The organism is Paraburkholderia hospita, from assembly GCF_002902965.1.
GTDB lineage: Bacteria > Pseudomonadota > Gammaproteobacteria > Burkholderiales > Burkholderiaceae > Paraburkholderia > Paraburkholderia hospita.
Window position 1 is genome coordinate 2,822,210 of the sequence record NZ_CP026106.1, and the last position, 13,606, is coordinate 2,835,815.

General features: G+C 61.9%; 14 protein-coding genes. 8 read left to right on the forward strand and 6 right to left on the reverse strand.

Features of this window, described 5'->3' with window-relative positions; all coding sequences use genetic code 11:
* Nucleotides 1–96: 96 nt before the first annotated feature.
* Complete coding sequence (locus C2L64_RS31245; RefSeq protein ID WP_009771215.1) at nt 97–531, forward strand: HIT family protein; 435 nt, start codon at nt 97–99, stop codon at nt 529–531.
* 28 nt (nt 532–559) lie between these two features.
* Here C2L64_RS31245 and C2L64_RS31250 read toward each other — a convergent pair whose 3' ends face one another.
* Entirely contained in the window at nt 560–1,063 is a 504-nt protein-coding gene (locus C2L64_RS31250) for a hypothetical protein (RefSeq protein WP_007749563.1), read from the reverse strand.
* Between the two features lie 187 nt (nt 1,064–1,250).
* Between C2L64_RS31250 and C2L64_RS53485 the strand changes: the two genes are divergently transcribed.
* The 6 genes from C2L64_RS53485 to C2L64_RS31275 all read left to right on the forward strand — a co-directional run bounded on the left by C2L64_RS53485 (nt 1,251) and on the right by C2L64_RS31275 (nt 6,594).
* The gene (locus C2L64_RS53485; protein WP_133061267.1) at nt 1,251–1,646 is read left to right on the forward strand and encodes a hypothetical protein; all 396 of its coding nucleotides are present in this window, start codon (nt 1,251–1,253) and stop codon (nt 1,644–1,646) included.
* Between the two features lie 102 nt (nt 1,647–1,748).
* Entirely contained in the window at nt 1,749–2,903 is a 1,155-nt protein-coding gene (locus tag C2L64_RS31255) for a porin (protein ID WP_009771214.1), read from the forward strand.
* 274 nt (nt 2,904–3,177) lie between these two features.
* Complete coding sequence (locus C2L64_RS31260) at nt 3,178–3,597, forward strand: hypothetical protein (protein WP_009771213.1); 420 nt, start codon at nt 3,178–3,180, stop codon at nt 3,595–3,597.
* Nucleotides 3,598–3,828: 231 nt separating this feature from the next.
* On the forward strand, nt 3,829–4,167 hold the full coding sequence (locus tag C2L64_RS31265) for a hypothetical protein (RefSeq protein WP_009771212.1): 339 nt from the start codon (nt 3,829–3,831) through the stop codon (nt 4,165–4,167).
* 129 nt (nt 4,168–4,296) lie between these two features.
* Nucleotides 4,297–4,806 carry a metal-dependent hydrolase gene (locus tag C2L64_RS31270; RefSeq protein WP_009771211.1) on the forward strand — a complete coding sequence of 170 codons (510 nt, stop codon included), beginning with the start codon at nt 4,297–4,299 and terminating at the stop codon, nt 4,804–4,806.
* A 198-nt stretch (nt 4,807–5,004) separates the two neighbouring features.
* On the forward strand, nt 5,005–6,594 hold the full coding sequence (locus tag C2L64_RS31275) for an alanine/glycine:cation symporter family protein (protein WP_009771210.1): 1,590 nt from the start codon (nt 5,005–5,007) through the stop codon (nt 6,592–6,594).
* 13 nt (nt 6,595–6,607) lie between these two features.
* Here C2L64_RS31275 and C2L64_RS31280 read toward each other — a convergent pair whose 3' ends face one another.
* The 3 genes from C2L64_RS31280 to C2L64_RS31290 form a co-directional block, all read right to left on the reverse strand.
* Nucleotides 6,608–7,780 (reverse strand): NAD(P)/FAD-dependent oxidoreductase, encoded by a 1,173-nt coding sequence (locus tag C2L64_RS31280; protein ID WP_009771209.1) that lies wholly within the window; start codon nt 7,778–7,780, stop codon nt 6,608–6,610.
* Between the two features lie 129 nt (nt 7,781–7,909).
* Entirely contained in the window at nt 7,910–9,409 is a 1,500-nt protein-coding gene (amaB, locus tag C2L64_RS31285; RefSeq protein WP_007749581.1) for an L-piperidine-6-carboxylate dehydrogenase, read from the reverse strand.
* 62 nt (nt 9,410–9,471) lie between these two features.
* The gene (locus C2L64_RS31290) at nt 9,472–9,726 is read right to left on the reverse strand and encodes a hypothetical protein (protein WP_131542719.1); all 255 of its coding nucleotides are present in this window, start codon (nt 9,724–9,726) and stop codon (nt 9,472–9,474) included.
* Nucleotides 9,727–9,734: 8 nt separating this feature from the next.
* On the opposite strand from C2L64_RS31290, the gene C2L64_RS31295 reads away from it, so the two are divergent.
* Nucleotides 9,735–10,364, forward strand: coding sequence for a helix-turn-helix domain-containing protein (locus C2L64_RS31295; RefSeq protein ID WP_007749582.1), 630 nt, complete (start codon nt 9,735–9,737; stop codon nt 10,362–10,364).
* A gap of 805 nt (nt 10,365–11,169) precedes the next feature.
* Here C2L64_RS31295 and C2L64_RS31300 read toward each other — a convergent pair.
* Complete coding sequence (locus C2L64_RS31300) at nt 11,170–12,297, reverse strand: 4-hydroxyphenylpyruvate dioxygenase family protein (RefSeq protein ID WP_009771207.1); 1,128 nt, start codon at nt 12,295–12,297, stop codon at nt 11,170–11,172.
* Between the two features lie 117 nt (nt 12,298–12,414).
* On the reverse strand, nt 12,415–13,557 hold the full coding sequence (pcaQ, locus tag C2L64_RS31305; protein WP_009771206.1) for a pca operon transcription factor PcaQ: 1,143 nt from the start codon (nt 13,555–13,557) through the stop codon (nt 12,415–12,417).
* Nucleotides 13,558–13,606: the final 49 nt, after the last annotated feature.

Here is a 13,606-nt window from a genome sequence, read left to right on the forward strand (position 1 = left end):
CGGCACATCGCTTGAAAGCGCGTCGGCTAAAATCCCCGGACCATTCATGCACGGCCTTCGACGCAAGGCCAATGCGCCTGACCACCGGAGCCTCACATGCCCTACGATCAGCAGAACCCGTTTGCCCGCATCCTGCGCGACGAATTGCCGTCTATCCGCATCTATGAGGACGAGCACACCGTTGCGATGATGGACATCATGCCGCAGGCCGAAGGCCACGTGCTGGTTCTGCCGAAAGAGCCCGCCGCCGAGCTGTTCGAACTGTCGGAAGACGCGGCGGCCGCCGCGATCCGCACCGCGCGCAAGGTCGCGATTGCCGTGAAAGCCGCACTCAACCCGCCGGGAATGATGATCGCGCAACTGAACGGCGCAGCGTCCGGCCAGACCGTGCCGCACGTGCACTTTCACGTGATTCCGCGTCACGACGGCATTCCGTTGAAGATTCACGCGGCCGAGCGCGCCGATCTCGACGAGCTGCGCGTGCTGGCCAGGCGCATCAAGGCAGAACTGGACAAGCCCGCGTCCGCCTGAGCCGCTAACTGTATAGGTATAAGCCGCGTCAGCCCGGCCGACGAAACTCGTTCTCGACCCACGACGCTGCGCTCGCCCTGCTGAGCTTGAAGTTCGGCGCGACCTTCACTTGCGCGAGTTGCTCGCCGAAGGAATCGAACGCGGTGAGCAATGCATAGGGATCGTCCTCGTCGGGGACGATATCGAGCGTGACTTCGATAGTGGCGTCGCCGGACTCCACCGCCATCCGCTTGTGCAACTGCGCGTGCAGTTGCTGTTCATGCCGGCGCAAGACTTCCGAAGCCGTCTTCACGAGCGTGTTGAATGCGTTGGTGTCCAGCGGCTTCGGATTCTTCTTGTCGCGGCCCATCGTCCACGGCCCGACCAGCGCAGGCTCGGCCTCGCCGTCCTTGATCATCTCGACAGCCCAGCCGTCGTCGTCTTCGTTCTTTTTGACGCGTGCGGTCCAGCCGTTGTCGCGCCACAGACGGTCTTCATGCAGGGCTTCGGACGCGTTGCCGGCGTCGGGTTCGGTGAGAGGCGTATCGGTCATTGCAGAGAGGGTTCGGGTTCGTCGGGCGCCGCATCGAGTCTGCGGCGCGAAACCCCCATTTTACCCAGGCGCGCCGCCGCAAAATCGGGTAGACGCACGCCTATAACCAATGGACAACAAAAGATGCCTTATCGTGCGAATATGAAAAAGTTCAATCTAACTAGATATCGATTTACGAAATAATCCATTGACCATTATTCAGCCGAACGATTTCCATTTGACTAAAGGCAAAAAAAAGCGGCCCGAAGGCCGCATAAAAACAGATGAAAAAGACAACCCTTGGTCAAGGGGTAAGCCGAATTGTATAAGCAGCATCCGGTGGCGACGAGACCACTGGATGGAAGAGTACCTTTCCAAAAATCGCACTAATCAAGGCTTGCAAAAGCCCACGGAAACGGTTTTCAACGGGTTAACCCGGCTGACTTCTGGCTGTCACCGTCGCGCTACTGCAACAATGCGACAATTGACAGCACCTCATCCGGCACACGTCGAATTCAAAAAAGCCTTTAAAACCAAAATACTTAGCGACGTTAATCCGTCTATTCCGTTTTTCGGAAAGCATTGTTGCGCCAGACGAAAGTAAGCTCGGGAGTATCGGTAATACACTTCGCTCCGGATCGACGGCACGCATTGCAGTGCGTGTTCCGTATTACGGTCTCCACGCAAAGTCTCGGAGTAATAAAGCATGAAAAAAACCCTTATCGTCGCGGGCATTCTCGGCGCCTTCGCAGCAACGGCCCACGCGCAAAGCAGCGTTACCCTGTACGGCACGCTGGACGCAGGCCTCATCTACACGAACAACCAGGCTGGCCACAGCAACTGGCAACAAGGCAGCGGCTCGGTTTCGGACACGTACTTCGGCCTGCGCGGCAGCGAAGACCTCGGTAACGGCCTGCACGCCATCTTCACGTTGGAAAGCGGCTTCAACCTGAACAACGGCAGCCTCAAGGAAAACAACACGCTGTTCAACCGTCAGGCGTACGTCGGTCTGCAAAGCAACCAGTACGGCACGGTGACCCTCGGCCGTCAGTATGACTCGATGGTCGACTACCTCGCGCCGCTGTCGGCAGCGGGCTCGGGCTTCGGCAACAACCTGGCCGGCCACCCGTTCGACAACGACAACCTCGACAACTCGTTCTCGATCAAGAACTCGGTCAAGTACGCGAGCCCGAACTACGCAGGCCTGCAGTTCGGCGGCCTGTATGGCTTCTCGAACGAAGCTAACGGCTTCGCGGACAACCGGGCATGGAGCGCAGGCGCTTCGTACAAGAACGGTCCGCTGAACGTCGCAGCCGCTTACCTGCAACTGAACAACTCGGGCAGCAACAACACGAACGGCGCGATCTCGGCAGGTGCGGGCGGCGCAGCGCAACTGGCCGCGCAAACGCAACGCACGTACGGCGTCGGCGCGAACTACACGTACGGCCCGGCGACCGTCGGCCTCGTGTACACGCACTCGCAGCTGGACAACCTGCAGAGCGCGAATGTCGGCGGCACGTTCATCAACGGTATCTCGGGCACGAACCTGCACCTGGACAACTATGAAGTCAACGGCCGCTACGCGCTGACGCCGGCGCTGAGCCTGGCAGCTGCGTACACGTTCACGGACGGCAAGGTTTCGGGTTCGAACGGCGACGGCTCGCCGAAGTGGCACACGGTTTCGCTGCAAGGCGACTACTCGCTGAGCAAGCGCACCGACGTGTACCTGGAAGGCGTGTACCAGCACGCTTCGGGCGAACTCGGCAACTTCGGCGCGAACGTCGCAGCGATCAACACGCTGACGCCGTCGTCGACGCAAAACCAGACGGCTGTGGCTGTCGGCCTGCGTCACCGCTTCTAAGCTGCCTATCGACGACGCCACAGGCGGCCGGATCGGATGACGATCCGCACCGGCTGCCGGTGTCTTCCGTGAAAAACGCGCGCGTGCTGTCTGACGCGCGCGTTTTTTTATGCTCGATGCGGGCACGTGCACGCACACGCGAACGCCTTGACACACTTGTTGACACTTTTATTTCGGTTTACTAATGATTTGATTCTGTCTGTCGTTAAATGCTTAAACGCGCCAGAGATTTCTGACAGAACGAGCGCGATTCAAAAACAAAATTGGAGAGCATATGACGACGATCAGACAGGCGAGCGTGCTCGCCCTGATGCTGGCGGCCAGTTCGGCCGCGCACGCGGGACTCGATTGCAGCGGCTCGCGTGGCGGCTGGCGAGTGCAGTCTTCGGATAGCTGGACAGGCAGTGACAAGCTCAAGCACTTCGCCGTATCGGCGCCATTCGGCGCGCTGGGCGCGTACCTCGCGCGCGACACGCAACATCCCGTCGTCTACGGGACGCTGATCGGCACCGTGCCGGGCCTCGCGAAAGAAGTGTTCGACGGCACCTGCCGCACCGATGGCTTCTCCTACAAGGACCTTGCAGCCGACGCGCTCGGTGCGCTGACGGGCGCGGCGCTGACGCACTGGGCGATCATGTACCAGCGCACGGCGCGCGGCACGACGCTCGGACTCGCGTACAGGAATCGCTTCTAGACGGCGCTCCCCACGATCCGCGATCCGCTTCGAATTAATTTCTAACACGATGTCCATGCGCATCCCGCTTGCGTCGGTATACTTCGGCCGGAGCCGTTTTTGCAGTCGTTAACATTTCATTCGAAGTTCAGTCACCGAATGAGCGTGGCGGCGCAAGCGGTTTCGTCGCGAAGCCTTGCGCTTCGCTTGCGCCCACGTACCCCGCAGCACGGAGACGCCGACGACACAATCATGAAACGACTCATCCTTCTTGCTCCCATCGCCATCCTCGCCGCGTGTGGCTCGTCGCGCGGCCCCGACGCCAGCGCCTCTGCCGAACCGATGGTCTATGCATCGTCAGCGCGGCCCGCGTCGGACATCGCACGTTGCCTCGACAGCCGTCTGTCGCGCGTGCATGTATCGAAGAACAACGGCGTGACCGATCTGACCGTTGGCTCATCGTCGAACGGTTCGTACTTCATCACGCTGACGCCTTCGAACGGCGGCTCCGTCATCAAGGTCATACGCGGCTCGGGCGACGATCCGCCCGAAGAGGAAATGCGCTTTGCGATCGCACGTTGCACGACCTGATGTGTAAGTCTTCGTAACGGCACGACCTGTTGTCATGGCCCGCGCATGTCGCGGGCTATTTTTTTGCCTGGGCTTCTGCAAGAATGGCCGCCCGCGTTTTACCGCGACCTTCATCGTCGCGCGACTTCAATGGCATCGAGCAAGGCACATCACGCGACAGGCTGGGCGGCCGGCGTCATCGCGGCGGCACTCGCCGCGCGTCATGGATGGCAAGGTCCATTTCACGTATGGGCGTGGCTCGCGTTCGTGGCGGGCGTCGCGGGCGCGACTGCGCCCGACTGGCTCGAAGTGGCATGGTGGTCGCGCCACAAGCGTCTGTGGATCACGCATCGCACGGCCACGCATTGGGGAATCGGCTGGCTCGCGGCGCTGTTCGTCTCATGGCACATGATGCCGCATCATCCCGCAGCCGCTGTCGCGTTTGGCTTTGCATGCGGTGGCGTGATGCATTTGCTAGCCGACTGGCCGAATCCGCTCGGTGTGCCGTGGATTCTTGGTCGTCACTCGTTGAAGCTCTGGAACAGCGGGCATTGCGATCTGATCGTCGTCGCCGCGTCCTGGGTAGGAGCGTGGTTTGTCGTCTCGCATGTCTGGATGCCGGCCGCCGCCCCATTGACGTTGTTAAGACAACTGCTCTAGCCATCCGATCCGCGACAGATCGCTCATCAGAAGCACGTCCGTTAACTCATCGCCAGCGCGTCGATAGGCGTGCAACAGATCCGTATAATGGCGACCCGCGACGGCAGCAGCACGCACTCGATGCCTGCCGTCCGCCCCTGCATATCCCGAATTCAAAACGCCTGCTCAAGACAGGTCGACGCCTGAGAGGAAAGCCGCGTGGAAAATCTTTTCCAATCTGTGAACGCATTCTTTGCCTTCATTGCACCCATCTCGGATTTCCTCTGGGACTTTCCCACCAACTTCAAAGCCTGGTCGCAAATTCCCGTGCTCGGGCAATTCCCGTTCGCGATTCTTCTGCTGGTCGGCGTGGGCATCCACTTCTCGATCCGCACACGCTTCATCCAGACGATGAACGTCGGCAAGATCGTGCGCATCATGTTGCGCCGGCAGTCGTCGAATACGGGCGTCAGCGCGCTCGCGTCGTTCATGCTCGGACTGGCGATGCGCGCGGGGCCGGGCAATATCGTCGGCATCACGGGCGCGATTTCCGTCGGCGGGCCTGGCGCGTTGTTCTGGATGTGGGTCGCCGCGTTCTTCGGCATGGCGACGGCCTTCATGGAATCCACGCTCGCGCAGCTTTTCAAGGAAAAAAAGCACGACGAGTTCGTCGGCGGGCTGCCGTTCTATGGACGGCGCGTACTCGGCGACCGGCGCATCGTCGGCACGTTTCTGTCGCTGGTGTTTATCGTGTATGCGCTGTTCAATGTGCCGCCACAAACCTTCAACGTCTTCACCGCGATCGGCACGATCGCCGATACCGTCACGGGCACGCATCTCGCCCGCCAGTCGACGGTGTACTACGCGATCGCGGCATGCCTGATCGTCGCGTGTTCGTTCATCATCATGGGCGGCATCCGCCGCGTGACCGCGTACACCGACGTGCTCGTCCCCATCAAGGCCGCGCTGTTCTGCCTGATGTCGCTGGTCATCATCGCGATCAACCTGCCGCTGATTCCATACTTCTTTCACGAGGTGATCGTCGGTGCATTCGCGCCGCATGCGCTGTTCGGCGGCGCGATCGGCACTGCGCTTGCGCAAGGCGTCAAGCGCGGGCTGATGTCGAACGAAGCGGGACAAGGGACGATCACGATGGCAGCCGCGATCGCCGATAACGATCACCCGTGCGAACAGGGCTTCGTGCAAAGTCTTGGCGTGTTTTTCGACACGATGGTCATCTGCACGATGACGGGCTTTATCGTCGTGATGGCGCATGTGTGGACGGGCACCGTCGACGGTCAGGCATGGGAATCGGTGCGCGCGTCGAAGATCACGGTTTATCTGGCTTCAGTGCAAACGCTCGTGCCCGCGTCGGTCGCGCAGGCCGTCAAGATCGTGATGTGCGTGTGTTACGGCCTGTTCGCCTTTACCACGCTGCTAGGGATGATTTCGTTCGCGGAGATCTCGGCGAACTTCATTTCGCGCAGCCGCGCTTTCATCACGGGGATTCGTGTGATGGGCTCGCTGGTGTTCGTGCCGTTCGGCGCGCTGACCGTGCTGGCCGGACTCGAACTGCCCAATCTCTGGGCGCTGTCCGATCTGATGAACATCGTGATGGTGCTGCTCAACGTGCCGATCGTGCTGGTCGGGCAACGCCTCGTCTACAAGGCGCTCGCGCACTATCGCGCGACGCGCGGCGGCCCGTTCGTGTCGGAACAGATCGGCGTGCGCACTGAATACTGGACGGCCGATCAACGCAACGGCATTGGCCAGCATGTGGATGCACAAAAGGAACGCGTCGGCAGCTAACTGGCGGCTTCGCTCACACGACGTTTTTCTCGACGATCGGCCGGTTCTCCAGCACGCGCGCAAAGCCGAGTGAGGAGAGATCGAGCGTCACATACTGCTCGTGCAAGATGAGTTCGCTGACACCGCGCCCCGTCGCGGGTCCTTGTTGCAATCCGTGGCCGCTGAACCCGTTGGCGAAGATGCAATTGTCGACATCCGGGTGATGACCAATGATCGCGTTCTGATCCAGCACGTTGTATTCGTAGTAGCCGGACCAGCAATGCTCGACGCGCAGCGCCTCGAATTGCGGCACGCGATGTGCGAGCGTCGGCCAGATCACGTCGTCGAACAATGCGTGATCGACTTCGTCGAGCGGCAGGTCGTCGGGATCGTTGCTGGGCGACGGCGACGTGCCGCAGATATACGACGTGCCCTCGGGACGAAAGTACACCCCCGTCGGATCGATCAGCAACGGAGCGCGTTCAAGTTTCGCCGGCGAGCTGACGTTGAAAATGCTGCGGCGTCGCGCGAACACAGGCAGCTCGATACCCGCCATCGACGCCACTCGCCGCGCCCACGCGCCCGCCGCATTCACGACGACATCGCACGGAAAAGTCTCGCCGCGTGAAGTCACGACATGCGTGACGCGCCGCCCTTCGCGATGCAGCGCCGTCACGTCATCGGCAACATAGCGCGCGCCGAGCGCCTGCGCTTTCTTGCGCAACGCCTGCACGAGCCCGTAGCCGTCGAACCAGCCCTCGCCCGTCTCACCGAATGCGCCCGCGCTCAGATCGTCGGTGTTGAGCCACGGAAACCGCGCGGCCAATGTCGTCTTGTCGAGCAACGTGATGTCGGCGCCGAGACGCTTTTGCAGCGCATGATTCTCGCGCAGCGTCGCTTCGCCCGAAGGCGTCGCGAGAAACAGATAACCGCCTTCGTGCAGATCGATGGAAGGCTTCGCGCCGTCGATCTCCAGACGCTCGCCAATGGTTCGCAGAAACTCGATGCCGAACAGCGACATCTGGATGGAGAGCGGCGTGGAGAACTGCTGCCGGATCGACGCCGCCGACAACGCCGACGACGAGCGCGCATAAGTCGGATCGCGCTCGATCACGGTGACGCTGACCGTCGGGTCCGACAAACGCAAGAAATACGCGATCGAACTGCCGATCACGCCTCCACCGACAACGACGACTTTCGAACTCACAGGCCACTCCAGACGAAGCGGGTCGGCGGGCAACGAATGCCCGCGACAGGTTGGAAACGTTAAGCGGGTTGATCGTAGAAAGCGCGGCGCGTCACGAACTGCAAAGCCCGAGCACGCCGCGCCGAAGCATCAGCCGATATTAAAGTCGATGCCTTGCGCCAGCGGCAGCGCCGACGAATAGTTGACGGTGTTCGTCGCACGCCGCATGTACGCCTTCCACGCGTCCGAGCCAGACTCGCGACCACCGCCCGTTTCCTTCTCGCCGCCGAACGCGCCGCCGATTTCCGCGCCGCTCGGCCCGATGTTCACATTCGCGATGCCGCAATCACTGCCCGAATCCGAGGTGAAGCGCTCCGCTTCGCGCAGGTCGGTCGTGAACACGCACGACGACAGGCCGTGATGCGCAGCGTTGTTCGCCGCGATTGCGTCGTTGAAATCCGAGTAACGCAGCACGTAGAGAATCGGCGCGAAGGTTTCCTTCAGTACGACGCCCGTTTGCGACGGCATTTCGACCAGCGCGGGGCGCACGTAGTAGCCGTTTTCATAGCCCTTCACTTCGACGCGTTCGCCACCGAACACCTTGCCGCCTTCCGCCGCCGCCTGTTGCAGCGATTCCTGCATGCGCGCGAACGACTGCTTGTCGATCAGCGGTCCCATCAGCGTGCCCTTTTCGAGCGGATTGCCGATCGGCACCTTTGCATAGAGCTGCTTCAGACGCTCGACCGTTTGCTCGTACACGCTGTCGTGCACGAACAGACGCCGCAGCGAGGTGCAGCGCTGCCCCGCAGTGCCGACCGCCGAGAACAGGATGCCGCGCAGCGCCAGTTCCTGGTCAGCCGTCTGCGCGACGATGCCCGCGTTGTTGCCCCCGAGTTCGAGCAGCGACCGGCCGAAGCGCTTCGCCACTTCGACGCCAACGGTGCGGCCCATTTCCGTGCTGCCCGTCGCGCTGACGATCGACGCACGCGGGTCCGCGACCAGCTTCGCGCCGACATCGCGCCCGCCGTTGACGACGGCCGTGAGGCCTGCCGGCGCATCGCCGAATTCCTTCAGCGCTTCGTTGAGAATCTGGTTGACGGCGAGCGCCGTCAGCGGCGTTTTCTCCGACGGCTTCCAGACCACGGCATTGCCGCACACGAGCGCGAGTGCCGCATTCCACGACCACACGGCTGCCGGGAAATTGAACGCCGAGATCACGACGCAGGTGCCCATCGGGTGCCACGATTCGGCCATCCGGTGGCCGGGGCGCTCCGAAGCGATCGTGAGGCCGTACAGCTGGCGCGACAGGCCGACCGCGAAATCGCAGATGTCGATCATTTCCTGCACTTCGCCAAGGCCTTCCTGCAGGATCTTGCCCGTCTCCAGCGTGATGATGCTGCCGAGCGCCTGCTTCTTCTCGCGCAGACGCTGACCAAGCAGGCGTACGAGTTCGCCGCGGCGCGGCGCGGGCACGTTGCGCCATTGCTCGAATGCCTGTTTCGCGTTGGCCAGCACCGTATCGACTTGCGCCGTCGACTGGCTGGCCACGCGGCCAATGAGTTCGCCCGTGATGGGCGAATGGACGGCGATGTCGCCCGCTTGCGCTGCGTCTGCAATGCCGAGATCGGCAAGGATGCTCGATGCGTTCATCTGGATTCCCTTGATTTCCGATACGAAACAAAAGTAAGTTCGGAAACTATACACGCCGTCAATTATGACGACAAGCGGCGTTGCGACATGAACTTGCGCGAACCGGTAAAACGCCGAAAAGAGGGGAAAATTAGGGTTTTCCCGAGTTTGTACGCGTGGCGCTTTTCAGCGTGATACATCATCGTGCACACTCTGCGGGTGCGTTTCAGATCGGAAATCCGCTTGCTTGCATAACCCGCCGCCCCGCCCGCGCGGCGGTCCGCAAACAGGCCGATGTTATGATCGGAAACACTGAAAGCATCACGCTGCATAGTCATTTACGCCCATGGATACCTCGCTCACCAAGTCGCCGGAAAGCTCGACGTCGGACCTCGGCCGCCGCGTGCGCGCCGCGCGGCTCGCGCACGACCTGACGCTCGAAACGGCCAGCCGCCTGTGCGGCGTATCGCGCTCCACGCTGTCGAAGATCGAAAACGGCCTGATGTCGCCGACCTTCGACGTGCTGCAAAAAATCGTCGTAGGTCTGAAGATCGATCTGGGCGAACTGTTCGGCTCGACGCCGAAAGTCAACGCGAGCGGCCGGCGCGCGCTCACGCGCAAGGACGCGGGCCAGCGTCACGCGTATCGCGGCTACCAGATGGAACTGCTGGCGACGGACCTCGCGCACAAGGTGATGCTGCCGTTTCGGATCCGCATCACCGCGCACACGCTCGACGCATTCGACGATTGGGGCCGCCACGAAGGCGAAGAATTTCTGTATGTGATCAGCGGCAGCGTGTGCCTGTATTCGGAGCTGTATGCGCCGACGCATCTGAATGCGGGCGACAGTCTCTATTTCGACAGCCGTACGGGGCATGCCGCCGTCTCGACGAGCGAAGAGGACGCGGAAGTGTTGTGGATGGCGACTAGTGCTGATCTGCCGGTTGCTGGTGGCGGCAGCGCGTCGAAGAAATAGCGCGCATTTGTTTTGCGCTCGCGGTTATGGGTTGGCTTTGCGCTGGCATCTGCGGTTTGCCTCTGCGCTGGCATCCGCGTTTTGTTAGCGTGCTTCACGCGTTGCCCCTGTGCGGGGCGGCACCTACTTTTCTTTGCCGCCGCAAAGAAAAGTAGGCAAAAGAAAGCGGCTAACACCGCCAGCCCATGTTCTTATCCACGGGCCCCCAACGTCCCCACACTCCACACGGCAGCGTTCTAGTTCGCGTGCGTTGCCAACGCTTAGAATGAATGCCTCCCCTGCTTCAGACAACCGTACAAGGGCTGGGGGGCAGCGAATGGTTTGTGCCGCCCAGGTGGCAAACTGTGTGTAGGCTTTCGCGCCCTACGCGCATCACTCCGGACTGGAAAGCAGGGTTGGTGTTTGTGGTAAGAGCACTAAGCTGTGCGGTGCGACAACCTACACACAGTTTGCCGCCTGGGCGGCGGCGGACTATCTGGTACGGCGTGCGGCGACGCGGGTACGTGAAGCGGGTGAGGCGCCAATTCAGAGCGCTGGCAACGAACGTGGGTCACGTGATTGCCGTGTGAAGCGTAAGACCCGTTGGGGGCCCTCAGGCAGGAAGAAGAGCTGGCGGTGTGAGCCGCTTTCTTTTGCCTACTTTTCTTTGCGGCGGCAAAGAAAAGTAGGTGCCGCCCCGCACAGGGGCAACGCTTGAACAACCAATAACAAAACGCGGACGCCAGCGCAAACACAAGCAAACCAAACCGCTGCGCAGCAAAAACCCAAAACCAAAAACCAAAAACCAAAAACCAAAAACGCCAATTCAACCCACCGACCGCGCCTGCGCAAGCGCACTGAGATTCCCTTCACCGAAACCATGATGCCCTTTGCGCTGCACGATTTCGAAGAAGATATCGCCTTCGCGCCGCCGCACGAACGTCTGAAAGAACAACAACGGCACACCATCCGCGCCAATCTCCCCATCGACCAGAATCCGGCCGCGCCTCAGGCGCTCGATATCGACCCCATGCCCCGGCAGACGCGTATCGATCTGCTCGTAATAGGCGGGCGGCGGCTCGACCAGCTCGATGCCGTTAGCGAGCAGTTGGTCGACGCAGGCAAAGATATCCTCGGTAGCGAGCGCGATGTGCTGCACGCCTTCGCCCGGATGATCGGGCAGATATTCATGCATCAGGCTCGTGCGGCGCGTGCCTTCCTCGTACAGCGGAATGCGGATCGCACCGCACGGCGACACCATCACGCGCGATTCCCCCGACACATGCCAGTTCGCATGCAGCTCGTGAATCTCACGGAAGTTGAGCAGCTCGCGATAGAAGTCGATCCATTCCTGCATGCGCCCCGCGCCGACCGTTTGCGTCAGATGATCGACGGCGATGAGGCCCGTGCCTGCGTGGCTCAGGTCGGCCTGCGCGGTGCTCGGCTCGATGGGGCGAAAGTCGATATCGAAGATCGAGATGTCGCCGAGGCCGCCCTTCTGGCCGCCGCGTCCGCGCCAGCGGTCGACGAAATAGATATGTGAATCGCCGATGCCCTGAATGGCGGGAATCGTGAGCTCGCCTTTGCCGATCCGCTCACCTTCGAACGACCACGCGCCGAGTTCGGTCGCGCGGTCATAAGCACGCTGCGCATCGGCGACGCGAATGCCGATCGCGCAAATGCCCACGCCATATTCTTCCGCATAACGCTCGGCAAACGAATCCGGCTCGGCATTCAGCAGGAAATTCATATCGGCCTGACGGAACAGCGTCACGTCCTTGCTGATGTGGCGCGCGATCGGCTTGAAGCCGAGCTTCACGAAGGTGTCGGCGAGCGTATGCGGATGGCGCGCGGCAAACTCGACGAACTCGATGCCGGCCGTGCCGAGCGGATTGTGCTCCGGGTCCGCAACGGCCTTGAGCGCGTCGGCAGGGGTCGGCAGGTCGCTGGGCATGTGCATCTCCATGAATCGTGCTGTTTCAACTCGGCAAGCGCGCGGATCGGGGCGCCGCGCACCGTGTTTTACACCGTGCAGCGCCACTCGTGCAACCTCGATTTTGTACTAATCGGTTCAAAGGTGCACCTTCCTGCGTGACGTTCCCGAGGCTTTGTCCCCTTGTGGCTTCGCGGCGCGCTTTGTTGCACCATGGCTCGCGTCGCGCTTTACGTCAACACCCGCGTCAACACCGACGTCCACTTTGGCGTCACTCCCGGCGTCGCGCTTCGCGCGGCTCCTCGCCGAGGTCTTACCCCGCCCCTCTTCCGCACGCGCCTGCACATGGCGCGCGAGCCGCTCGCGCGCGACCTTGCGTACGGCATCGATCAGCGCGCGGCCGACGGGCGTTGGCTGCGTGTCCGAGCGCAGGATCAGACCGACGGGTTCCTCCGTGCCCGCGACGGGCAACGGCAATGGGACCAGCAAGCCGTGCGCCAGTTCGTACTCGATTGCGCTGCGCGGCACGAACCACACGGCGTCGTTCTCGAGCGCGAGTGCACGCCCCACCGACACCGACAGCACCTCGATGAACGACGACAGCGGCGGCACGGCCCACGCGCGCAGCAGACTTTCCGCCGACTGCCGGATCAGCGTCCCATACGGCGGCACGACGACGGAAAACTCCAGCAGGCGCGTGGGGGACGACAGCGCGCCCGACGCCAGCGCATGCCCCGCGCGCACCACGGCGATGAGGGGCTCGCTATACAGCTGCTCGAACGTCAGCCCCACCATGCGCTCGGGGTCGGCCAGCCTGCCCACGGCGAACTCGATCGCGCCCGCCTTCAGACGCTCCAGCAGTTCAGTGTTCGAACCCGTCTTGAGCCGCACGATCGCGTTCGGCCACTGCTCGCCGAACAGGCGCATCACGGGCGGCACGAGCGACGTCGCGACGGTCGGCAGCACGCCGATATCGAGCGTCGCGGCAGCCTCGCCTTCCACGCGCGCGAGCAGATCGACGCCCTGCCGCAGCGCGCTCACGCAGGCGCTGGCGTGCGGCATGAAGAGCTGGCCTTCGCGCGTCGGCACGGCGCCGTGCCGGCCGCGCTCGAACAGGCGCACGCCGAGAATCTCTTCCAGTTCGGCCACCGTCTTCGACACGGCAGGCTGCGTGATCGACAGGCTCTCCGCCGCCTTCTGCACGCCGCCAAACTGCGCGACGGCAAGAAAGCACTGCAAATGCCGGAATTTGACACGACTGTCCGCGAGGCTGCGTTGCATAACGGATCGTTATACGAGATGGGAAAAAACGTCATTTTGCATAACTTCT

What these genes read in the sequence shown, in the direction of transcription:
- C2L64_RS31300 (WP_009771207.1), bottom strand. Translation starts at nt 12,297, where the DNA reads ATGCCCAGCGACCTGCCGACCCCTGCCGACGCGCTCAAGGCCGTTGCG.
- C2L64_RS31265 (WP_009771212.1), top strand. Translation starts at nt 3,829, where the DNA reads ATGAAACGACTCATCCTTCTTGCTCCCATCGCCATCCTCGCCGCGTGT.
- C2L64_RS31255 (WP_009771214.1), top strand. Translation starts at nt 1,749, where the DNA reads ATGAAAAAAACCCTTATCGTCGCGGGCATTCTCGGCGCCTTCGCAGCA.
- C2L64_RS31250 (WP_007749563.1), bottom strand. Translation starts at nt 1,063, where the DNA reads ATGACCGATACGCCTCTCACCGAACCCGACGCCGGCAACGCGTCCGAA.
- C2L64_RS31260 (WP_009771213.1), top strand. Translation starts at nt 3,178, where the DNA reads ATGACGACGATCAGACAGGCGAGCGTGCTCGCCCTGATGCTGGCGGCC.
- amaB (WP_007749581.1), bottom strand. Translation starts at nt 9,409, where the DNA reads ATGAACGCATCGAGCATCCTTGCCGATCTCGGCATTGCAGACGCAGCG.
- C2L64_RS31295 (WP_007749582.1), top strand. Translation starts at nt 9,735, where the DNA reads ATGGATACCTCGCTCACCAAGTCGCCGGAAAGCTCGACGTCGGACCTC.
- C2L64_RS31270 (WP_009771211.1), top strand. Translation starts at nt 4,297, where the DNA reads ATGGCATCGAGCAAGGCACATCACGCGACAGGCTGGGCGGCCGGCGTC.
- C2L64_RS31245 (WP_009771215.1), top strand. Translation starts at nt 97, where the DNA reads ATGCCCTACGATCAGCAGAACCCGTTTGCCCGCATCCTGCGCGACGAA.
- pcaQ (WP_009771206.1), bottom strand. Translation starts at nt 13,557, where the DNA reads ATGCAACGCAGCCTCGCGGACAGTCGTGTCAAATTCCGGCATTTGCAG.
- C2L64_RS31290 (WP_131542719.1), bottom strand. Translation starts at nt 9,726, where the DNA reads ATGACTATGCAGCGTGATGCTTTCAGTGTTTCCGATCATAACATCGGC.